General features: G+C 51.5%; 20 protein-coding genes, 3 pseudogenes and 1 other annotated feature. Of the genes and pseudogenes, 20 read left to right on the top strand and 3 right to left on the bottom strand.

Translation table 11 applies throughout. The features are described 5' to 3' along the window. Positions 1-968: 968 nt before the first annotated feature. From NWF35_RS00900 to NWF35_RS00935, 8 genes and pseudogenes are all read left to right on the top strand, one after another. On the top strand, positions 969-2,342 hold the full coding sequence (locus tag NWF35_RS00900; RefSeq protein ID WP_301237231.1) for a LysM peptidoglycan-binding domain-containing protein: 1,374 nt from the start codon (positions 969-971) through the stop codon (positions 2,340-2,342). Positions 2,343-2,418: 76 nt separating this feature from the next. Further along, positions 2,419-3,480, top strand: a complete 1,062-nt coding sequence (locus NWF35_RS00905) for a phosphotransferase (protein WP_301237232.1) — start codon at positions 2,419-2,421, stop codon at positions 3,478-3,480. A 643-nt stretch (positions 3,481-4,123) separates the two neighbouring features. After that, entirely contained in the window at positions 4,124-4,285 is a 162-nt protein-coding gene (locus tag NWF35_RS00910) for a hypothetical protein (protein WP_212774509.1), read from the top strand. 144 nt (positions 4,286-4,429) lie between these two features. Continuing rightward, positions 4,430-4,662: a binding site (T-box leader), on the top strand. Between the two features lie 44 nt (positions 4,663-4,706). Next, the gene (locus tag NWF35_RS00915) at positions 4,707-7,361 is read left to right on the top strand and encodes a valine--tRNA ligase (protein ID WP_301237233.1); all 2,655 of its coding nucleotides are present in this window, start codon (positions 4,707-4,709) and stop codon (positions 7,359-7,361) included. A gap of 59 nt (positions 7,362-7,420) precedes the next feature. Beyond that, a complete protein-coding gene (locus NWF35_RS00920; protein WP_301237234.1) occupies positions 7,421-8,749 on the top strand; it encodes a bifunctional folylpolyglutamate synthase/dihydrofolate synthase in 1,329 nt (442 codons plus the stop codon). Positions 8,750-8,764: 15 nt separating this feature from the next. Then, complete coding sequence (gene murC / locus NWF35_RS00925; RefSeq protein ID WP_301237235.1) at positions 8,765-10,159, top strand: UDP-N-acetylmuramate--L-alanine ligase; 1,395 nt, start codon at positions 8,765-8,767, stop codon at positions 10,157-10,159. A 136-nt stretch (positions 10,160-10,295) separates the two neighbouring features. Continuing rightward, the gene (locus tag NWF35_RS00930) at positions 10,296-11,213 is read left to right on the top strand and encodes an aldo/keto reductase (protein WP_301237236.1); all 918 of its coding nucleotides are present in this window, start codon (positions 10,296-10,298) and stop codon (positions 11,211-11,213) included. A 189-nt stretch (positions 11,214-11,402) separates the two neighbouring features. Further along, positions 11,403-11,843, top strand: a pseudogene (locus NWF35_RS00935) (immunity protein YezG family protein). A 193-nt stretch (positions 11,844-12,036) separates the two neighbouring features. Here the strand turns inward: NWF35_RS00935 and NWF35_RS00940 are convergent. Both NWF35_RS00940 and NWF35_RS00945 read right to left on the bottom strand, forming a co-directional pair. Continuing rightward, complete coding sequence (locus NWF35_RS00940) at positions 12,037-12,267, bottom strand: hypothetical protein (RefSeq protein WP_301237237.1); 231 nt, start codon at positions 12,265-12,267, stop codon at positions 12,037-12,039. After that, the gene (locus tag NWF35_RS00945; RefSeq protein ID WP_301237238.1) at positions 12,264-13,799 is read right to left on the bottom strand and encodes a sodium:solute symporter family protein; all 1,536 of its coding nucleotides are present in this window, start codon (positions 13,797-13,799) and stop codon (positions 12,264-12,266) included. The genes NWF35_RS00940 and NWF35_RS00945 overlap by 4 nt, the downstream gene beginning before the upstream one ends. Before the next feature lie 91 nt (positions 13,800-13,890). On the opposite strand from NWF35_RS00945, the gene NWF35_RS00950 reads away from it, so the two are divergent. From NWF35_RS00950 to NWF35_RS00995, 10 genes are all read left to right on the top strand, one after another. Next, positions 13,891-14,193, top strand: coding sequence for an urease subunit gamma (locus tag NWF35_RS00950; RefSeq protein ID WP_301237239.1), 303 nt, complete (start codon positions 13,891-13,893; stop codon positions 14,191-14,193). 128 nt (positions 14,194-14,321) lie between these two features. Further along, positions 14,322-14,642: an urease subunit beta gene (locus NWF35_RS00955; RefSeq protein WP_301237240.1), complete on the top strand. Its 321-nt coding sequence runs from the start codon at positions 14,322-14,324 to the stop codon at positions 14,640-14,642. Positions 14,643-14,726: 84 nt separating this feature from the next. Next, positions 14,727-16,439, top strand: a complete 1,713-nt coding sequence (gene ureC / locus NWF35_RS00960; RefSeq protein ID WP_301237241.1) for an urease subunit alpha — start codon at positions 14,727-14,729, stop codon at positions 16,437-16,439. A gap of 11 nt (positions 16,440-16,450) precedes the next feature. Beyond that, entirely contained in the window at positions 16,451-16,897 is a 447-nt protein-coding gene (gene ureE / locus NWF35_RS00965; protein ID WP_301237242.1) for an urease accessory protein UreE, read from the top strand. After that, the gene (locus tag NWF35_RS00970) at positions 16,890-17,576 is read left to right on the top strand and encodes an urease accessory protein UreF (protein WP_301237247.1); all 687 of its coding nucleotides are present in this window, start codon (positions 16,890-16,892) and stop codon (positions 17,574-17,576) included. Before ureE ends, NWF35_RS00970 begins: the two co-directional genes overlap by 8 nt. 21 nt (positions 17,577-17,597) lie before the next feature. Continuing rightward, positions 17,598-18,209, top strand: coding sequence for an urease accessory protein UreG (gene ureG / locus NWF35_RS00975; RefSeq protein WP_301237243.1), 612 nt, complete (start codon positions 17,598-17,600; stop codon positions 18,207-18,209). Then, entirely contained in the window at positions 18,209-19,030 is an 822-nt protein-coding gene (locus NWF35_RS00980) for an urease accessory protein UreD (protein WP_301237244.1), read from the top strand. The genes ureG and NWF35_RS00980 overlap by 1 nt, the downstream gene beginning before the upstream one ends. A 17-nt stretch (positions 19,031-19,047) precedes the next feature. After that, complete coding sequence (locus NWF35_RS00985) at positions 19,048-19,677, top strand: HoxN/HupN/NixA family nickel/cobalt transporter (protein WP_301237248.1); 630 nt, start codon at positions 19,048-19,050, stop codon at positions 19,675-19,677. Between the two features lie 241 nt (positions 19,678-19,918). Continuing rightward, entirely contained in the window at positions 19,919-20,356 is a 438-nt protein-coding gene (locus tag NWF35_RS00990) for a FixH family protein (RefSeq protein WP_301237245.1), read from the top strand. 22 nt (positions 20,357-20,378) lie between these two features. Further along, a complete protein-coding gene (locus NWF35_RS00995) occupies positions 20,379-21,026 on the top strand; it encodes an SCO family protein (RefSeq protein ID WP_301237246.1) in 648 nt (215 codons plus the stop codon). Positions 21,027-21,078: 52 nt separating this feature from the next. On the opposite strand, the gene NWF35_RS16740 is transcribed toward NWF35_RS00995, so the two are convergent. Then, on the bottom strand, positions 21,079-21,387 hold the full coding sequence (locus NWF35_RS16740; RefSeq protein WP_363321521.1) for a methyltransferase family protein: 309 nt from the start codon (positions 21,385-21,387) through the stop codon (positions 21,079-21,081). 437 nt (positions 21,388-21,824) lie between these two features. On the opposite strand from NWF35_RS16740, the pseudogene tnpA reads away from it, so the two are divergent. Together tnpA and NWF35_RS01005 are read left to right on the top strand one after the other, a co-directional pair. Next, a pseudogene (gene tnpA / locus NWF35_RS01000) lies at positions 21,825-22,173 on the top strand (IS200/IS605 family transposase). Then, a pseudogene (locus NWF35_RS01005) lies at positions 22,174-22,560 on the top strand (RNA-guided endonuclease TnpB family protein); the annotation flags it as partial.

Raw genomic sequence — 22,560 nt, forward strand, 5'->3', positions numbered from 1 at the left:
GCCAAAGCCATTTCAGGGTTAGTAGCCTAGCACACTGGTAACAGGTGTGCCGCCCATCCGGGTACGTGCTAACCGGGTGGGATGGGCTGATGACACAGCCCTAGCTTGAGGGTTGCCCGAAACAGAAATGGACTGAGGGCGTTAACCACCTCAAGAATCCCACGGCTTTAGCCATGTGGAGTGTCAAGGTGACTGATGACAATCACCCCACCGTACAAACGCCTTTTATGCACGGGTATCACCTTGAAAATTAGCATTTACATAAGGCGGATTCCAAACATTCTTCCGCCCATCGTAAGCTACTCCTTCGTCTGCATCGCAGGTGTCCATCCTCTAACCAGAAACACTATTGTAGGAAAACCTCAGAAGGCTGTCGGTCCCCCACATCGTGAACAACATCAGTCGTTTCCAGAAGTGAAAAGTACTCATCGCATGGGATGCTTTTCCTGCTCCAATGGACAAGGTTTGTTACACATCCCTCTGTGCCTCCTCGCTGGTAATCTCCAACCATTTTTCATATAGATTCACCTTTTGTTATTAAGCGGGCCCGTAAGTCGTGGCATAAGTTACGACCACTGCCATATCCTCATACAGCGTTCTCTGAATGCTGGGAAACCCTGGCTCAGGTTGTTGACAAAGTCTACGGGTTCCGATTTCCAGTCTCCACTCTGTACTCAACGGCAAATTCAGAACGCTCACCCACGAGCGACCTTTGAGCGCAAGCGTTGCAGGACCGAGAGGGAAAACGGCTCACCCGAGATCGCTTAGTAGACCACTTTTTCAGCAGTCTCAGCCCGGGGAGAACCCCAGCTTAGGGTTTCCCTAGTCTTCGACTCGGTTATATCCACTGCCTGGGCGCATATAGATACAGTACCGTCGAAAATCTGTGGTTTCGCCCGGAAAAGATCACATGCGCCGTTGGTCGCGGCGGGTTTCGGGCAGTATTTGCCTATGTAAGGAGGGAGAGTATGGCGGACGGTCAATACAGTCAACTGAGGTTTGACATCTTAGAGAAAGTTCGGCTCCATCCCCAACAACCCGGGATCGGCGATTTGTTGGAACTTGATTTGACGCCCGACGTGGAGATTGAAGACCAAGGGTCCCACTTGAAAATCCGCGGATACCTCCGTTTGAACGGTCGTTACAGGGGAGATGACTGGATGGTGTCCGACGGGGAACAAGCGGCAGAGCAAGCGGAATTATCCGGGGAAACTGAGCAGGGACGAGCGGAGGGCGAGGGGGAGGAGGAGACGGAGGAACTGGCATACGTCATCCCTGTCGAGATCACATTGCCCGCCAACCGCGCAGCACAGGACCACATCTCCGCCGAGGTGGAATCGTTCGATTATCATGTGTTGTCACCGTTTGAACTGCAAATTGAAGCAGTACTGGCGATTGACGGGTTTATTCCTGAACCGTCACGGGATGAGAAGACGGAGGAGGAAACATCTGAAGACAGTCCCACATTCTCTGGTTATACCCCATCCTCTCCGGAGGAGGTGGTGGAATCGTACGAAACCATCTCGTCCCAACCACCTGCGTATCAGTTTGAACATATGGCTCACCCCCATGATGCGCGCCCGGCTTATCGTGATCCGGACAGCCAATATGGTTGGGGTACCCGTTCACATGCGGAGGATGCCTCGATCCGATCCATCGGTGAACCTGAAGAGGAGACGGATACGCCCCACGCGTCTGACGGGGAAAAACGAGAGCCGGAATGGGATGCGGACGACCCAACGGCCAAACTGCAACCCTACGAGCCGGAGGATGTCGAGGAAGATCAAGATAAGCACGAATCGGAAGACGAGAAACCGGCATTCGGCAGGCAGGACATGAAAATCGGTTTCCAACGCCAAAAAGAGCAACACCCGTCATCCTTCCGGTTTCAAGATCGCCTGTTGGGAAAACCGGAGCATCCACCGACGTGGCCGACGGAAACCCCTCTCGATTTTGCTTCCGATACAGGATGGAAAACAAATCAGGAAGAACCGCAATGGCCGAAAAGTGTGCAGTTGTTCAAAGACCAGGAGGAAGAGCAATCAACGGAATCCGCTGATGAAGTGGAAACACATGGAGAGGCATTAAGCGAACAGGAGCAAAATCAGGAAAAATCTGCTACGCAGTTGGAATGGGCCAAGTGGTTGATCGGTGAAGAGGAAGAGCAATTTGTCAAAATCAAAATGGTGATCGCACAAAAAGAAGACTCTATCGACTCCATCGCCGAAAAGTACGATGTGTTGGCCAGCCAGTTGGTCCGTTTGAATCACTTGGAGGGTGAAGAATTGAAAGAGGGTCAAATCATCCACATTCCGCAAAAAATTCGGTTGAACGAGTCGTGACGATCAAAAGAGATAATGGAGCTACTGCCGCGTTTTTGCGGCAGTGGCTGATTTTATTTGGAGAGGGGGGAGGCGTGTGGCCATTCAATTGCCTGAAGAACGGGCCGTATTGGAACAAGTGTTTGAGCGGTACGGATGGGTTCCCCTGCAAGTGCGACCCGTCAGTGGGATATTGCGCATCCAGACGGCGGATGGCGCATTTGCATTAAAAAAATCGTCTTGTTCTGCCGAACAACTTACTTGGTTGCACAAAGTGATGGAGGCCGTTCAATCCAAAAGCCAGGAGATATTTCTGCCATGGTTAAAGACATCCGATGGGGAAGCTTACGTCCAGACGGAAGACGCGGTTTGGTACGCCACTCCGTGGGTGGAAAATGACCCCGGCCTGCGGGAAACGATCCCCATCGAGGGATTGCCGACCATGTTGGCTCATGTTCACCGCTCTGCGTTCCCGGTTGTTGGGAAACAATCGGAGCGGAAACAGAGCGTTAATGTCGAACGCTTGCAGGGATGGAAGGACAAGTTGGGGAAATTGGCCGAATACCGTGAAGTGATAGAGAGCCGAACGTTTCGTTCCCCATTTGATCATGCTTTTGCGGCTGATGCGGAATATGTGGATCAGGCGCTTCGTTTTGCAGTGAAGGGGATGGAAAAATTTGTGCAGTCGGATAAGGGGATCGCACCGAGATATACTTTGTGTCACGGTCGGATCCACCCCAGCAACCTGTTGAAAAAAGAAGACGGGTGGGTGTGGATCGACTGGGACCATGCCGCTGTCGACAGTCCGGTTCGCGATCTGGGTGCCTTTTTCCGTCGTTTTTCCCAGCAATTGGATCATGAGAAAGAGCCACAATTTTACCTCGCCCGTTATGAAGAGGGATGGAAGCTGAGCGGCAAGGAAAAAAAGCTGCTGGCCCTCTATTTGGCGTATCCCGAGCGGCCACTTCGATTGCTTACCCGATATTATGAGATGCCGGACCGGATTGAGGAGACGATTGCGATTCGCCGCTGGGAAGAGGAGATCACCCATCTCAGATGGTTGCAGTCGCTGATCCGTTCGCTTTGGCTGAGTAAAAAGGGTAGCGGGAGCAAAACACGAAAAACCGAAGCCGTCCGCATTCGATCCCAAAAAAGATAGCACACAATCATCAGTCAGTAGTCTATACGGGTACAATCGTACCCGTATTTCCATTTTCGTGACCGACCGCCCTGATTGTTAGTGCGACGGTGGAAGTACTCGAAGCTGCAGCGGATCGGGTGGAAACGACCTTTGGTTGTGTTGAATTGACAATGGATTTATCCGCGATTCATGAATACCATGAAGCCGTCCCCGATGTAACGAAAAAGGCATGGAACTTGTTAAGTTTGGATCATGAGCCCCCATGAAAATGGCATCGATTTAAAATGGATCCTCAGATAGGAAAATCCGATTTTCCACAATCAACAGGATTGTGTGTATTTATGTTTCCCCCTCATCGATGGTGTTGTCGTCGCAGGCATTTTTGCAAACACATCTCGCATGCTTTGATGGGCAACGCCAATGCCAGTATCCAAAGACATACGCGAAACATGGATTTCCCTGCTTTCAAAATAGATTGGCATGGAGATAAATATGTTTCCTCACACAAAAAAAGTTTCCTTAAGTCAAATCATATGCAGAAAGTGTCCCCGCGGGCATTTCTTTTTCGCCCGTTTTTGTTTTCATGGCTGGACAATACAGGCGGAAAAGAACAAAATATAAGAGAGAATATCGTCGTCAGGGACCAAAGGGGGTTTTCGGATTGAGCGTGGTCAAGTCAATGGTCAAAAGTGCCTATCGCGGGGTATTGTTTATCCTCTTTCTCAGCGTGATGCTGTTGTGCACGGTGTTGTTGCTGGCGTTTCTTGCCAATCCCAGTCTGATGATGGAAAGTGTCGAGCGGGCGTTTGGCATGGTTCGGTAAGATTGCATTTGGACTTGTCTTTTTTATGGATTCATTCTAAGCCCCCGAACCTTCGTGTTCGGGGATATTAATTGTACGGATTTGACGTGTCCGTACCGGGCATTGTAGAATAAGATGACGAGACAGATGATTCACAACTGAAACCAAGCGGCGATGACAGGGAAGAGTAGTCGGTTGTTCGCCTTCAAGAGAGGGAAACCCTGAGGCTGGAAGGTTTCCCAAGGCGGAGCCGGTGAACGTCCCCCTGGAGCTGTTCGGCTGAACCCGACCGGCAGTAGGCCGAACCGTTTTCCCGCGTTACGGGAGTTGAGGGCGCCCGTTTCCAAAAACGGGCGAACAAAGGTGGTACCGCGGAAACAACTCCTTCCGTCCTTTGCGATGGAAGGAGTTATTTTGTTTTGGTAAGTAAGGAGGTTAGAGCATGGCCGATCAACCAAAAGCATCATTGCCGCCGGCCTATGATCCCAAGGCCGCGGAGGAAAAATGGTACGATTACTGGTTGGAGGGCGGCTTTTTCCAAGCCGACGCTCATTCGGACAAACAGCCGTTTACCATCGTGATCCCCCCGCCCAACGTCACGGGGAATCTGCACATCGGGCACGCGCTCAACAATACGCTGCAGGACATATTGATTCGCTTCAAACGCATGCAGGGCTATGACGCGCTGTGGTTGCCCGGCATGGACCATGCGGGGATCGCCACCCAGGCCCGGGTGGAAGCCAAACTCCGGGAGGAAGGCATCAGCCGGCACGATCTGGGCCGGGAGAAATTCCTGGAGAAAGTGTGGGAATGGAAACAACACTATGCGCAGATCATCCGCGATCAATGGCGGAAGATGGGATTGTCGCTGGACTATTCACGTGAGCGTTTCACCCTGGATGAAGGGTTATCCCGTGCGGTGCGGGAAGTTTTTGTGCGTTTGTATGAAAAAGGGTTGATCTATCGAGGTAAATACATCATCAACTGGGACCCGGTCGCGCGCACCGCGCTCTCGGACATCGAAGTGATCCATAAAGAAGTGAAGGGTGCGCTGTATCACATGCGGTACCCGCTCAAAGACGGTACTGGGTACATCCAAGTGGCCACGACACGTCCGGAGACGATGCTGGGTGATACGGCCGTAGCAGTTCACCCGGAAGATGAACGGTACCAGCACCTGATCGGAAAAACAGTGATCCTGCCCATTATCGGTCGGGAAATCCCGATCATCGCCGATGAATATGTCGATCCGTCATTCGGCTCCGGTGCCGTGAAAATCACACCAGCACACGATCCCAACGATTTCGAGATCGGGCAGCGTCACAACTTGCCGCAGGTGTTGGTGATGGACGAGACGGGCAAGATGAACGAAAATGCAGGACCCTACCAAGGTTTGGACCGGTTCGAATGCCGGAAGCGCATCGTTCAGGATTTGCAGGAACAGGGTGTGCTCGTTCATATCGAAGAACATGTGCATTCCGTCGGGCACAGCGAACGTTCCGGCGCGGTGGTGGAGCCGTATCTGTCCACGCAATGGTTTGTGCGGATGAAGCCGCTTGCTGAACGGGCTATCGAACAAACTCGATCGGGTCAAGGAGTACGGTTCGTGCCGGAGCGGTTTGAAAAAATTTATCTGCACTGGATTGAAAATGTGCGCGACTGGTGCATCTCGCGGCAATTGTGGTGGGGTCACCGCATCCCGGCTTGGTATTGCGGTGACTGCGGCGAAATGACCGTGGCTCGCGAAGAGCCGGAAACCTGTCCAAAATGCGGCAGCCGGAATCTGGAGCAGGATCCGGATGTGCTGGATACCTGGTTCAGCTCAGGGCTGTGGCCGTTCTCCACATTGGGATGGCCGGACGAGACCGAAGACTTGAAGCGCTATTTCCCGACGAACGTATTGGTCACCGGGTATGACATCATTTACTTCTGGGTGGCCCGCATGATCTTTACCGCGTTGGAATTTACGGGACAAAAGCCGTTCCGCGATGTGCTGATCACTGGTCTTGTGCGGGATGCCGAAGGGCGTAAAATGTCCAAGTCACTCGGTAACGGTGTCGATCCGATGGAAGTGATCGACAAGTACGGCGCCGATGCAATGCGGTTTATGCTGGCCACCGGCTGTACGCCTGGCAACGACCAACGCTTCCGTTGGGAGCGTGTGGAAGCGGCGCGGAACTTTGCCAACAAGATCTGGAACGCGTCCCGGTTTGCTCTGATGCATCTGGACGGCGTTTCTTCAGAGGAATTGAAGTTGACCGGCCCGTTCTCCACGGCGGATCGCTGGATTTTACACCGGCTGAATGAAACGGTGGCCGAAGCGACCCGCCTGTTGGAACGTTATGAGTTTGGCGAAGTGGGGCGTGTCCTTTACAATTTTATCTGGGACGAGTTGTGCGACTGGTACATCGAGTTTGCCAAACTCCCGTTGTACGGAGAAGACGAAGAAGCCAAACGGGTGACACGTTCCGTTCTGGCGTATGTGTTGGATCAATCGTTGCGCCTGCTGCATCCGTTTATGCCGTTTGTGACGGAGGAGATCTGGCAGCACCTGCCGACGGCTGGCCGGAGCATCACGGTGGCCGAGTGGCCGAAACCGTCTGCAGAGTGGGAAGCGCCGGCAGCGGTGCGGGATATGCAGGTGCTAATCGAAATCATCCGTTCGGTGCGCAACATCCGGGCGGAGATGGAAGTGCCGGTCAAACAGCAAGTGGAACTCCTGATCCGCGCCGATGCCGAGGTATTGTCCGCCATCCAGCAAAACGAAGCGGCCATTCGCCGGCTATGCGGTGCGGAACGGGTCACGGTCGGGGAAGACGTCACCCGCCCGGACAAAGCGATGACCGCGGTTGTCACCGGTGCGGAGGTGTTCGTGCCGTTGGCGGGCTTGATCGATATCGACCAGACGATCGCCCGGCTGGAAGCGGAGCTGAAAAAGCTGGACGCCGAAGTGGCACGGGTGGAGAAAAAATTGTCCAACCAGGGGTTTGTGACCAAGGCACCGAAGCACGTTGTGGAGGAAGAGCGGCGTAAAGGGGAAGAGTATCGCGAAAAACGCGAAAAGGTATTGGCACGGTTGAATGAGTTGAAAGGGTAGGACTCCCCCTGCCCTTTCACTCCTAACTCTAGAGTTGTCGACGGAAGGGAACGGTCAGGATGGATCAACGGTTTGTCACCGCTGAAGACGTGTTTCGTTGGATGGATGAAACGTGCGTGCAAGCGATTCAACCAGGACTGGACCGGATGGAATGGGCACTGGACCGGTTAGGGCATCCGGAACGCCGGATGAAATGGATCCATATCGCCGGGACCAACGGCAAAGGATCGACGGCGGCGATGATCGCCAAGGTACTTGAGCAGGCCGGTTATCCGGTGGGGATGTTTACGTCTCCTTATCTGATGCATTGGAGCGAGCGCATTCGTTTTGACGGAGAAAACATCCCGGAGGAATCGTTCGTGCGCTGGGCCAACGAGCTGAAACCCGTTGTCGAGGAGATGATCCAATCCGGCGTCGGACAACCTTCGCCGTTTGAATTTTGGACGTTGCTGGCGATTTGTTATTTCGCCAAAGAAGCCCTGCCTTGGTTTATCGTGTGGGAGACGGGGCTTGGAGGCAGATGGGATGCGACCAACGTGGTTTATCCGTTGGTATCAGTCATCACCAATGTCGGGCATGATCACATACATTTATTAGGGGATTCATTATCTCAAATCGCAGAGGAAAAAGCCGGTATCATCAAACCGGGTGTACCTGTGGTGTGCGGTTGTGAGGAAGAGACCGCCGTGCGGGTGATCATAGAAAAGGCAGAAGCAGGTCGAAGCTCCCTGTATCTGATCGGTCGGGATTATGAAGCGGAAACCATCGAATCGACGCCGTCACATCAGCGTTTGCGATTCCGCAATATGTATCGGACGGTGGAAGAGATCACCATTCCGCTGGTGGGACAACACCAGGTGAAAAATGCAGCCACGGCGATGATGACACTGGAAGTGTTGCGCCAGTTTTACGCCACAGTATTGGAAGACGAAGACGTGTTGGCCGGATTTTCCAAGGTGCAATGGCCTGGGCGATTGGAAAAAGTGGCGGATGATCCGTCAATCTGGCTGGACGGCGCACACAATCCGGAAGGCGCAGAAGCGTTGGCGGCGTTTCTGTCTGAGCAAGTGACATACCGGCGATTGCACTTGTTGCTCTCTGTGATGGAAGACAAAGAGGTGGAGCGGGTGCTGAAACCGTTGGTGCCGCTGGCTGAACATATCGTCGTCACACAGGCGGATCACCCTCGAGCGATGAAAGCGGAACGGCTCGCTGGGTTGGTACGGTCACTTACTTCCGCGGAGGTAGAAACGGCCGAAACGCCGGAGGAAGGACTGGACCACCTGCGACAACGGGCGTCCGCGAATGATCTCATCATGGTGACGGGATCACTGTTCCTCGTGTCCGACATTCGCAAGCATGTGGTATCAGGGGAAAATCAAGGATAAAGGTTGGTGGGTAGGATGAACGAGACCAAACACGTCCATTTTATCGGGATCGGCGGATACGGCATGAGCGCGATCGCCCGTGTGTTGTTGGATCAGGGGGTCAAAGTGACCGGATCGGATGTCGCCATGAACAAATTGGCGGAAAATCTGGTTCAACGGGGTGCCGTCGTCCATATCGGTCATGATGCCGCACAGGTTGGGGAGCCGGACGTAGTTGTTTACTCCTCCAGTATCGCGATGGACAATGTGGAGCTGCAAGCCGCAAAAGAGAAAGGTATCCCGGTATTGCACCGTTCCCAAATGCTGGCCCGTCTGCTCAACGACAAAAAGGGGGTTGCCGTGGCCGGCGCACACGGGAAAACGACCACCTCGTCCATGATCGCGCAAACGTTGGAGATTTGTGGTGTCGATCCCTCGTTCGTCATCGGCGGGGAAGTGGTTGGGCTCGGTAGTAACGCCAAGGCTGGCAAAAGCGATTTTGTCGTCGCCGAAGCGGACGAGAGCGATGGTACGTTCTTGGAATATTACCCGGAAGTAGCTGTGGTCACCAACATCGAACCGGATCATCTGGAAAACTACGACGGACAATTTGACAATCTGAAACGGGCGTACCGCCAATTTTTGAGCCAAGTGAAGCCGGGCGGACTGGCCGTATTGTGCATGGATGACCCGCACCTGCGCGAGATGGTGAAGGATTTAGACGTCCGTGTGGTGACGTATGCATTAGACCAACCGGCCGATTATACGGCGGAAGGGATCCGTCAGCATCTACGTCAGATCACGTTTACCATGAAAAAAGGGGACACCCCGCTCGGAGAAGTGAAACTGAACGTTCCCGGTCGTCATAATGTGGCCAACGCGATGGCTGCCATCATCGCATGCATGCATGCGGGCGTTCCTTTTGAAGAAACTGCCCGGGCGATCGCGCAATTCAGCGGGGCCAAACGGCGTTTTCAGGTGATCGGGGAAGTGGACGACATTTTGGTTGTGGATGATTATGCACACCATCCGACGGAAATCCGGGCAACCATCGAGGCTACTCGGGCACTGAACCGGCGGATTGTGGTGGTATTCCAGCCTCAGCGCTATTCCCGCACACATCTGTTGATGGATGAATTCAGCCGCGCATTCGGCGAAGCGGACGAAGTGATCATCAATCGCATTTACGCTCCGCCGGGCGAAAAGCCGATCGATGGCGTCACCGCGGAGCGGTTGGCAGAGTTGATCCGGCAAAATAGCAATCACAATGTACGGTATTTCGATACCAAAGAGGAAGTGAAACAGTACCTTCTCGAACATGCGCGCCCTGGCGATGTCGTGATGACGATGGGAGCGGGCGACATTTGGCGGGTGGCACATGAATTGGTACCGGCGTTGGAGGAGAAACGAACCGTCAAGGACCACAGTTGACGGGAAATGTGCAGGATGTGGTGAACGAAGCAAAACCCAGTAATATCTGGGTTTTGCTTAATATTATTGAAAAATGTTCCGAATAATCGTTTTTTCGGAGCTGAAAGGTCAAGTAGCCGCACGAGGAGTGATTGAGATGAAGTACCGCAGACTGGGAAAAACGGAATTGAAAGTGTCAGTTGTTGGTGTAGGGACTTGGCAATTCGGTGGTGAGTGGGGTAAGTCGTATACCCAGGATGAAGTCGACCGGATTTTGGGCACGGCGAAAGAAATGGGGATCAACCTGATCGACACGGCTGAATGCTACGGTGATCATTTGTCGGAATCTTTCATCGGGAAATCGATCCAACGGGAAAGACAGGATTGGATTATAGCGACCAAATTCGGTCATCAGTTCCATGGTCATATGAACCGGACCAATCATTGGTCGCCGGAGGAAGTGCAGAAACAACTGGAAGACTCCCTGCGGGCGCTTCGGACGGATTATATTGATATTTACCAATTTCATTCGGGCAGCGATGCGTCATTTGATCAGGACGATCTGTGGACGATGCTGGACAAACAGGTGCAAGCGGGAAAAATCCGCCACTTGGGCATCTCGATCGGCGACAATGACAATCTTCATCAGACTGAATCGGCAACGAAGGTCAAGGCGGATGTCATTCAAGTGGTCTACAACCGCTTGGACAGAAAACCGGAAGAACAGGTATTTCCTTCCTGCCAACGGCAAGATCTCGGAGTACTTGCACGGGTGCCGCTGGCCAGCGGGCTTTTGAGCGGTAAATATCGACCGGGTGTGGTATTTCAGCAAAATGATGTTCGAAACCGGTTGCAAAAAGTAGAGCTGACGAAAAAACTCCAAATGGTGGAGGAGATTCGGCGCAAGGAAGTGCCCGAAGGGGTGGAGATGGCACAGTGGGCACTTGCATGGTGCCTGAAACATCCGGCAGTGACCTGTGTCATTCCGGGCTGCAAAGATGTGGAACAAGTGATGTCCAACGCCAAAGCCGCTGATTGGGTGAGTGACGATCATCCACAAGCATGGAAAGCGTGAGAAGACAATATGGACCCCGTTCGGTTCGTGCGGGGTCTCTTTTTATGCTGACCCCATTCATAAGAATCGAAGCATACAGGAGATTCACAACAAGATGGAACTAGAGTATAAGATAGGTGACGTGGATGGGCGCTCAATTTGGAAATGTTGCGGGGGTGAATCGGATGAGATCATGCAAAACTGGACAGTATGTATCAATCAATCGCCCAAACGGTGATGGAAATGATCCTGGAGGAATGGACGAAGGTATAAGTATATGCAGAACGAATGGATGGTGTACAAAGTAACTATTTTTACCATTATCCGACGGCAAATGAAGAACCCGTGCAAATTTTTGATATTCCCGAGTTGTTCCAAGTGGACGAGGAAGAGTTCGAAAAATGGGTGGATCAATTCTATGAGCAGATTAAAAACTTGTGGAAAGAGTTTCAACAAAGTGGTCATGAGCCGTGGACCACGTTCACGATGGTCTTTGATCATTCTGGTAAGTTTCATGTCGAATATGGTTACGAGGATTTATCCAAAACGGATCATTATGATAGAAGGATAATTTGGGAATACAAATCTTGGGCTCATTCCAAAAGACGATTATGCCAGAAGGATTTTGGAAGAATATTTGAAGGATACTGAGGGTGAAAGCGATTGATGAAAAATATGCCCCCGAACGGTGATCAGCTTCCCATTCGGGGGGAGGACACAAATGGTATGGTATATGGGAACCAATATCGCGAAAGCACTCAAAATCCACGTGAAGGGTGTTTGAAATAGGTTCCCCGCCCAGGATATGAGGCTTCTTTGTACTGATCCAAGGTGGCTGGTATGCTCACCTTTTGTATTCCCTGTACAATTCGATCAAAGGGCGGATCGTGATAAAGACGGCGGCGGTGAGCATCCAGCCGAACGCCAACACCACCCACGCTTTGAAATACGTCAAGCTGTAGACGAAGCCGGTCGCAAACATGATGCCCGGCCAAATCACGATCAATACCAAAGTCAAACCGGTCGCCCATCGAGTATACAATCGGGTTTCATTCGCCAACCGTTGATCTTTCATGCCGTCTCCTCCCTTTCCGTTACTTCGTCAAAGCTCTTAAATTTGCCTTTCAACGATTCGAACGGGAATTCGGTGGATGACGTCAAGCTGTGACCGATGGTGATGATGCCGCTGATGATGAAAACAGCGAGGTTCCCAAAAAGCATGGGATACAGTTGGCCCAGGGAATTCACATTAATATGACCGGTGAGTTGATATGCGGAGAAGATCCAAATCAGAATCCCCCCGATCATACCGAGCAACGTGCCGTAAAAAGCCCCTTCATTGGTTGTCCGTTTCCACATCAAACCGAGTGCAACCGGAATGACCGCCGAACTGACGAAGATCCCCATCGCCATGTACACAAATCCCAAACTGATGCCCAGATAAAAGAGCAAAATGGAAAAGATGCCCATTGCAATTCCGAAACCGAGCGTGATCCAACGGGAAACCCGGAGCAGGGTTTCACTGTCCGCGTCGGGGTTGATGGAATGGCGGTAAACATCCGTCACCAGAATATTGGTCACTGCGGTGAGTTCCGCCGATCCCGCCGACGTGACGGCCATGAACAACATAATGAGGAACAGGATGGAACCGACCGTGCCCAATGCATGGGAAGCCATGATGGGAGCCACGGAATCCGGTGTGGGCACGTCGATCCCCAGTCCGGCCGCGCTGACCCCCAGAATGGTGGCGACGGCGAATGGAATGGAAAACCAGGCGAGACCTCCGTAAATGAATGCCTTGGAAGCGGCTTGATCAGTGCTGGCAATTGCCCTTTGCCAGTAAGCCTGGTCGACAAAAACAGTGCCGAAGTTTCCGACGATGTTGATTATGCCGAACATCAGTCCGGGGATAGAAGCCATGGTCAGCATCTGCTTTGATTCCGGTAAATGACGCAATCCCTCGTATATGGGGGTGATTCCGAACTTGGTATAGATCGCTGCGCCCAACACGGCCAACACGATAAATAAAATGACCGTGTGCAAGTAGTCTGCGATGAACGAGGCTTTCAGCCCGCCGATCATCGTATAGATCGTAAAGCTCAGGGGGATCAGAAAAGCGGCCAGGTACAGGTTCATCCCCGTCAATTGGTTCAATGTAATGGCTCCGCCAAGAATGATCATCGATGTGACAATGATGTTGGTCATCAATGCAAATCCCAGCATCAGCCGATGATTTTTTTTGTCAAATCGTTGGGCGATAAATTCCAAGAACGTATGGGCCTGTGGCGCCTTCCGTTTTAAATGTATTGCAATAATTGCGAATAATAAAATTTGAATCGTGGCTCCTGCTGCATACCAGTAAGGTCCACTGATCCCGTACTGGTAACCCGTTGAAGACGACATCATGATGGTGGCCGCCCAGGTCCAAGCAGCCACGATGGAGGCACTGGCCAGTCCGACACCCACACTTCTGCCGGCGGTATTGAAACGCTCCGCCGTCATTTCATTTCCGTGACGTTTCAAATCCATGCGGTGCAAAACAGCGGTGATAACGGTAAATCCGACGCCAAACACCAATAGAACAAGATACCCTACAATTGGTGTCAATATAGTTGCCTCCTTCATGATATATTTGGTATATTTACATTATCATATGTAAGTTTTGTTGACAATAATCCATTTTGAAGGAGGCCGTTGGATGAAGCTGACATTACGTGAACAGGAAAAATTGTTGATCGTGATTGCGGCCGACCTGGCGAGAAGACGGAAAGAACGTGGGTTGAAACTGAATTATCCGGAAGCGGTCGCATTGATTACATACGAGATTATGGAAGGAGCGCGGGATGGAAAATCCGTGGCGGAGTTGATGAGCGAGGGAGCAAACATTTTGACGCGGGAAGACGTGATGGAGGGCGTACCCGAAATGATTCGGGAAATTCAAGTGGAGGCCACGTTTCCCGACGGAACAAAGCTGGTAACCGTGCATGATCCAATTAGGTAAAGTTGTCATTTTGCCCGTGTCTGCGCCCTCTGGTTCAAAGCAGCCTTGATCTGCTTTTTGCAGGGAGCGAGTATAGCTGACCGAGAAAGCAATGTGCGCAATTTTGAGATAGGGGCGGTGACAGTGCTTTGATTCCGGGTGAATGGGTGCTGAAAAAGGATGATATCATCTGCAATCAAGGGAAACGAGCGGTGAAAATATCGGTGCTTAACAGAGGAGACCGTCCTGTGCAGATTGGTTCCCATTTTCATTTCTACGAAGTGAATCGTGCACTGGAATTTGACCGTGAGCAAGCGTTCGGCATGCATCTGAACATCCCGGCGGGGACAGCGGTACGTTTCGAACCCGGGGACGCCAAAGAAGTGGAGCTTGTCCCGTTTTCCGGTACTCGGGAAGTGTACGGTTTGAACAACCGAACCAACGGACCGCTTGACAGGTCCAAGCGCTAGATCCAGGGCGTTTTTTCATACATGCCCTCGTGCGATATAGCTAATCAGGCTGTACTCTATCTGAAAAAGAAAGGGAATCCAACGATGAGTTTTCGGATGTCGAGAAAGCAGTATGCAGACATGTTCGGCCCGACAACCGGGGATGCCATCCGCTTAGCTGATACGGATTTGTTTATCGAAATTGAAAAAGATCATACCATCTATGGCGATGAAGTCAAATTCGGCGGGGGCAAGGTGATCCGCGACGGGATAGGGCAACATCCGTTGGTCACCCGTGCTAATGGGGCGATGGATGTGGTCATTACCAATGCGATAATCGTCGATTATACCGGTATCTATAAAGCGGATATCGGGATTCGTGACGGACGGATTGCGGGGATCGGCAAAAGCGGAAACCCCTTGTTGATGGATGGAGTGGACATCGTCATCGGGGCAGCAACAGAGATTATTGCCGCCGAAGGGATGATTGTGACGGCGGGAGGAGTGGATACCCATATCCATTATATTTGTCCGCAGCAGATCGAAACGGCGCTCGCCTCAGGTGTGACAACGATGATCGGAGGAGGAACCGGCCCCGCCACGGGGACCAATGCCACCACATGCACACCGGGGGAGTGGAACATCCATCGGATGTTGGAGGCGGCTGAGGCATTCCCGATCAATCTGGGATTCCTGGGTAAAGGAAACGCATCGGCGGAGGCACCATTGGTGGAGCAGATCCTCGCCGGAGCGGTCGGACTCAAACTTCATGAAGATTGGGGAACGACTGCTTCTGCCATCGATCATTGTCTTCGGGTGGCCGATCAGTATGACGTACAGGTGGCCATTCACACGGATACGTTGAATGAGGGCGGGTTTGTGGAGGATACGTTGGCGGCGATCGATGGTCGGGTCATTCACACCTACCACACCGAAGGGGCGGGAGGCGGACATGCTCCCGATATCATCAAGGTGGCCGGCTATCCCCACATCTTGCCGTCGTCCACTAATCCGACCCGTCCGTTTACGAAAAATACGCTGGACGAGCATCTGGACATGTTGATGGTGTGTCATCATCTCGACCCCGAAGTCCCGGAGGATATCGCTTTTGCCGATTCGCGCATCCGCAAGGAGACGATTGCGGCTGAAGACATCCTGCACGATCTGGGTGTATTCAGCATGATCAGCTCTGATTCCCAAGCCATGGGGCGTGTCGGGGAAGTGATCACCCGAACCTGGCAAACGGCGGACAAAATGAAAAAACAGAGAGGAAAGCTGCCACAAGACACAGGTGTTGGCGACAATTACCGTGTGAAACGTTATATCGCCAAATACACGATCAATCCGGCCATCACCCACGGCATTGCCGACGAAGTCGGCTCGGTGGAAGTGGGGAAAATGGCGGATCTGGTAATATGGGACTCGGCATTTTTCGGCGTAAAGCCGGAGATGGTCATCAAAGGCGGGATGATCGTTCACAGTCTGATGGGAGATCCCAACGCATCCATCCCGACACCGCAACCGGTAGTGTACCGGCCGATGTTTGCGTCATTCGGGAAAGCGAAGCATGCCACCTCGATCACTTTTTTGTCGCAAGCGGCGTTCGAACGGGGGGTTCATGAAAAACTGGGCCTGAAAAAACGGATCAAACCTGTCCGAGGGACCCGTCAATTGACCAAAAAAGACATGGTGTTTAATTCGGAGACACCGCACATTGAGGTGGACCCGCAAACCTATGAAGTGAGAGTGAACGGTGAGCTCATCACCTGCGATCCGGTGGATGTGGTACCGATGGCACAGCGATATTTCTTGTTTTAGGGGGAAGAGGATTGATTATTGAGCGAATCGTGGGAAATGTGAGTCGGAACGATATTGGAAACCGGCAGGTGGAATATGTGTATATGCCAAGTGACGACCTGGTCAAGCGTATTCAGCGGGTGATCACGGACCACGGCAGGGAAATCGGTGTCCGTTTGAAGGAAGCGAAAGCGTTGACCGACGGCGATATTTTGTATCTGGATAAACGGACAGCGATCGTGGTGAGTGTGTTGGAAGACGATTTGCTGGTCATCCGCCCCCGCAATCTGAAGCAGATGGGGGAAATCGCCCACCAACTGGGCAATCGCCATCTGCCGGCCCAATTTGAAGGGGATGAAATGCTGGTTCAATATGACCGTTTGGTGGAGGAGTTGCTGCAACAATTGGACATTCCGTATGAAAGAGCGAAGAGAAAAGTAAGGCAGGCGTTTCGGCATGTCGGCCACCATCATGGGTAATCGTCTGTTGTCCTTGTTGCAGTTTTGCGATTCCAACTTTCCTTCGGGCGCTTTTTCCCACTCTTTCGGGTTGGAAACGTACATCCAGGAGGGACGGGTGAAAGATAAGGAGACGTTTGCTCGTTGGTTGCGGGCCTATTTGGACAGACAATTGGTTTATGCCGACGGGTTGGCCTGCCGAATTGCCTATGAAGCGATCGATCAAAACCGGTTCGAGGAGCTTTGGCGGTTGGATCGGTTGATGACTGTGCAAAACTTGCCACGGGAATCCCGAGAAGCGGGTCGGCGCATGGGGGAGCGGATGATCCGGTTGGGGAACGATCTGTTTTCCCTGCCGCTGCTTACGGAATATCGGGAAAGAATACGCGCCAAACAATCATTCGGACATCCGGCAGTGGCGTTTGCGATAATCGTCTATCATCTGCAAATCCCGAAAGAAGAGGGAGTCTTGTCGTTTTTGTATACAAGCATGGCTACGCTGGTTCAAAACGGGGTACGCGGCATTCCGTTGGGGCAGACCGACGGGCAGCGTCTCCTGCTCGAGTTGCAACCACATCTGATCCTAGCGGCGGAACAAATCCAATTGTTGCATCCGGAGGATCTCGGTGCCGTTTCTCCGGGATTGGAGATTGCGCAAATGCGGCACGAACGCTTGCATGTACGCCTCTTCATGTCATGACAAAAGGGGGATGGAAAACGAATGGAACCGATCCGCATCGGAATCGGCGGTCCGGTAGGAGCCGGAAAAACCATGCTGGTGGAGCGATTGACGAGAAGGATGCATGAAGAATTTAGCATCGCTGTGGTGACCAACGACATTTATACCAAAGAAGATGCTGAGTTTTTGATCAAAAACAGCGTCCTACCTGAAGACCGGATCATCGGGGTGGAGACGGGCGGATGTCCACACACGGCCATCCGCGAAGACGCCTCGATGAACTTTGCTGCGATTGATGAATTGATGTCCAGACATCCGGATCTGGATTTGATTTTTGTGGAGAGTGGGGGAGATAATTTGGCTGCTACCTTCAGTCCGGAACTGGTCCATTTCTCCATTTATATCATCGATGTGGCCCAGGGAGAGAAAATCCCGCGCAAAGGCGGACAGGGGATGATCAAATCCGATTTGTTCATCATCAACAAGATCGACCTTGCTCCTTTTGTGGGTGCCCGTCTCGAGGTGATGGCAGAGGATACCCGGGTGGCTCGCGGCAACAAACCGTTCATATTCACCAATCTAAAAGAGGATATCGGTTTGGATGAAGTGATTGATTGGATCAAGAAGAACGCACTATTGGTGGGACTGGGTTGATGGGAAGCTGGACGGGTTATCTGCGGGCAGCATTCGCCAAAAAGGGAGAAAAAAGCTTGTTGCGGGATGCCTATTTCGAAGGAACGCTCAAAATCACGAAACCGGTCTATCTGGACGAGAACGGTCAAGCATGCGTTTATCTCATGAACCCTGGAGGTGGATATCTGGACGGCGATTCATACCGGATGGAAGTACTTTTGGAAGAGGGAGCGGAAGTTCTTCTCACGACGCAATCTTCCACCAAAGTTTACAAGACCCCTCATTGTCCGGTTTTGCAGGAAACAGAGATGAATTTGAAAAAGGGTAGTTTCTTGGAGTATGTTCCGGACCCTGTCATTGCATATGCGCATGCGCGTTTTATGCAGCGAACCATCGTACGGATGGAACAGGGGGCATCGTTGGTCTGTGCCGAGGTGTTCACACCCGGGTGGGCTCCGGATGGTTCTTGGTTTCGCTATGACTTGCTGAAATCCCGGATGGACGTGTACATGGAGGATCAGCTTGTCTTATATGATCATTTGAAGTTGGAACCGGATCGGGGGGATATGCAGGGCCTTGGGTATATGGAGGGTTTTTCGCACCTGGGTTCGTTGATTGCCATTCAGGAAGGAATCGATGCCGGGTTTGTTGAACGCATTCACCGACTGCTTGAGCCGTTCTCCGGAGTGAAAATCGGGTTGTCCATGCTGATGGTTCCGGGGTTGGCTCTCCGTGTATTGGCCCAATGTACACAGGATGTGGAAACGATTTTCGATCTCTGCCGCGGGATCCTGCGGGAAAACAGGTGGGGCACAACAACGTCATTTTTACGAAAATATTGAAAGAAGGATTGTGGATGATGGTACAAGGGTTATGGTCCACTTTGTTGTTGGGATTTTTGATGGGGATCAAGCATGCATTCGAGCCGGATCATGTCGTGGCAGTCACCGCGATTGCGAGTCGGAGCAATAGGTGGTACCGTTCCTCGTTGGCCGGGATCTACTGGGGAATCGGGCACACGGCAACCTTGTTCCTCGTCGGGATGCTCTTGATTGTGTTAAAGGGTCAGATTTCCGAAAAATGGGCATTTTCGCTGGAGTTTGTGGTGGGGATCATGCTGGTTTACTTGGGATGGACCGGCATGCGTTCGTACCAGTCCATGCATTCCCCGCGAGCATCTTATGAAAAGTCGCTGTTTGTCGGATTTGTTCACGGGCTTTCCGGGAGTGCGGCGATGGTGTTGCTGACGATGACCACCGTGCAAACGATCGTGGAAGGAGCACTGTACATCCTGATCTTCGGGATGGGAACTGTGGTAGGGATGATTACCTTTTCTACATGTATAGGCATTCCCTTTGTCATGACGTCCCGCAATCGGATGATACATCATGTGTTGACCCGGTCGGCAGCGGTATTGAGTACCGTCTACGGTCTTTATTACATGTACAGTACGGCCGTGTCGGAAAGATTGTGGCGGATGTGGATCTGAGACGGTCTCCTCATTCGGGAGCAGGTTTGAATTCCTACCGTGCGACGCTTGCTGTTGCTATGGACAGATCAAAAGAATGGGAACCGGCAAGATTTTGTCAACAGGCCCCTTTCGAGGGGGCTTTTTTTATGACCGTTCACACTCTCAACATTTGTGTGGCGTTTTTGCAAAAGGGAGATAATAGAAGGGGAAAATATGGTATGGTTATACTGTTGTATGCTCAAATTAGGAGCGTGAACGTATGAGGAAGATGGGCGGAATCGCGTTAACCATCTTGTTGTTAAGTGTGTCGATACTTCTTGGTGGTTGCACCGGGGCGGATGAACATCGACATCACCAGGGGGCGACTTCGGAGAAGACATCCGTTTCGTTTTCCATGCCGAAAGTGTCTCTCTCATTTACACCTGCCACGCCCAAAACCGGTGAGCCTGTTCAAATTCACGTACATGTGACAGTGGGTAAACAGCCGGTAAACAATGCGGATCGAGTGCAGGTGGAAGTGTGGAATACAGTGCGTTCCGGGGCGCCTCACCGTATGATCGGGACCAAGCGAACCGGAAACGGTGTCTATACGGCCGCTGTCCGTTTGGATCAACCGGGTGCGTATCAGGTGATGTATCATGTGACGGCCAACGGGGCTCACGTCATGAATGCACAAAAGTTGGAAGTGCGGCATTGACAGAGGAAGGGCGGTGTAGCTCATGTCGGTGAACAGAAGAAAAGGGTGTTGGGGGATCGCCATTTTGCTGATGTGCCTCGTGTTAACGGCATGCGGCCAGGCGGCTCCGTCGAAGCCGTCCACATCGACCTCAAATGCCCATACCAACAACCAGTCCAATGATGTATCCCAACTGAACTGGCGGGTGCCGGAATTCCGGTACACGGATCAGAATGGACAGGCTTTCGGTTTGTCGCAGCTGAAGGGAAAAGTGTGGTTAGCCAACTTGATTTTCACGCGTTGTCCGGACATTTGTCCACCAATGACTTCCAACATGGCACGTATTCAAAAGGCACTGGACCAAGCGGGGCTCAAGGTGGACATCGTCTCGTTCAGTGTCGATCCGTCATACGATAAACCGGACAAGCTCCGCGCCTTTGCAAAGGAACACGGGGCCAAGACGGACAACTGGCATTTTCTAACCGGCTACTCGGATGAAGAGATTCGCAATTTCGCTCAATCGGCGTTTAAACAGGATCTGATGCGCTCTGAAACCAATGGCACAGTGATGATCAGCCATACAGCCCGTTTCTATCTGATAGGTCCTGATGGCCGAGTGATGAAAATCTACGACGGTCTCCGACCGGACGAGAAAGCCATCGTCAATGACATTCGGCAACTTCAGAAGTAACGGATGACAAAGGCCCGTTTCCATGAGGAAGCGGGCTTTTATCTCCATATGATCATTTTTGCGTCATCGTTCTCCATTTGATGCTTGGTAACAATCGTGGAACACGTTGTTTGTATTTCTCATACTGATCGCCAAAAGTGTTCGTCATCATCTCCTCTTCAACCCGAATTCTGTTCAGAAATACGAACAGTATCATGAGAAAGCCCAGAAAAATCGAACCTTCCCCCAGTGAAAACGCAGAACCGAGTATCATGCCGAGAACTCCGGTGTAAATGGGGTGTCTTGTGATTTGATACGGCTCGTCAGTGATTAATTGGTGATCTTCCTTAACTGCCGCAATAACGCGCCCATAAAGTGACAATCGTGGATACGATTAATAAAACTGTCCCGGCCATCTGTAACCAGGAAAGATGAAACGTCATATATAACCAATAACGTTTGGGAATGTAGTGATTGATTAACCATATCAGCATCATAAGAATGATCCAGTCAAAACGGAAACGCTTCTGTTTGATGGAAGGGGCTTTCAAGGAATTATAGAAAGCGCCAATGATCCATACCAAGGAAAATGTGATCCAACATATCAGATTCAATTGAATAAGAATCATTTTTGTCCTCCGTTATGGAAGTTTGTCGATCGCCCACTGCAGCTACCAATAGGCGAATACCCTCCATTACAGAAAAAGTCGCCTGAAAGCCCACGGTTTCAATCGTGTGATGAAAGGCGACGTTGCTCGGTGCCCTCTGAAGAGGGCGCTTAGAGCATTTTTTTGTTGTTTCAGTATAAATAAAATATTGATACAATTAAAACCATGTGAATACAGAAGGACGAAAAAGACGGTATCTCTGATTCACTACCACTTTGTTTTCTGCCCACGTTATCGCAGAAAAGTGTTGAGAAACCAAGTGGAAGAGCGATTCAAACAGTGGTGAAAGACATCTGTCAGGAAAACGGCTGGGATATCCTTGCCATGGAAGTGACATGGCAAAATTGAAGGGGGTGACTTCTGGGAAACTGAGGCAAGAATTCAATCACTTGTCTCATTTGCCGAGCTTGTGGACACGCTCATTCTTTGTTAGTACGGCTGGAAACGTTTCAAGCGAAACGATCCGGCGATATGTGGAAGAACAAAAGAAAAGGGGGTGAATGGGGCCTACCATCACACTCAAGCTGGAACTGTATCAACCAACCAAATTTAAACAAGCCATGTATGAACGAATGACCCAGATCAACACGGAGTTTGCAAATTGGCTATTGCTTCATCCCGACGTGAACAAGGCGACCAGCAAGATTTTCAAGGAGTTTTCTGACGAGAAGTTCCCGTCTGCAATCATTAACCAAACGATCCGAGATGTGAAATCGCAGAAGAAACACCAACAAGCTCGGGTATTCAGGAAGATGTGGTGTTCGTTCAACAATCAGAACCTGAAAGTCGAGAAAAATGGCGACTTCTACACGGTCTCGTTCCCTATGCTGAAGAAGCGTATCGGTGTGCCGGTTGTGGCTCGGTCATATCAGCAACAATGGCTGAAT

The organism is Polycladomyces subterraneus (assembly GCF_030433435.1).
Lineage (GTDB): Bacteria > Bacillota > Bacilli > Thermoactinomycetales > JIR-001 > Polycladomyces > Polycladomyces subterraneus.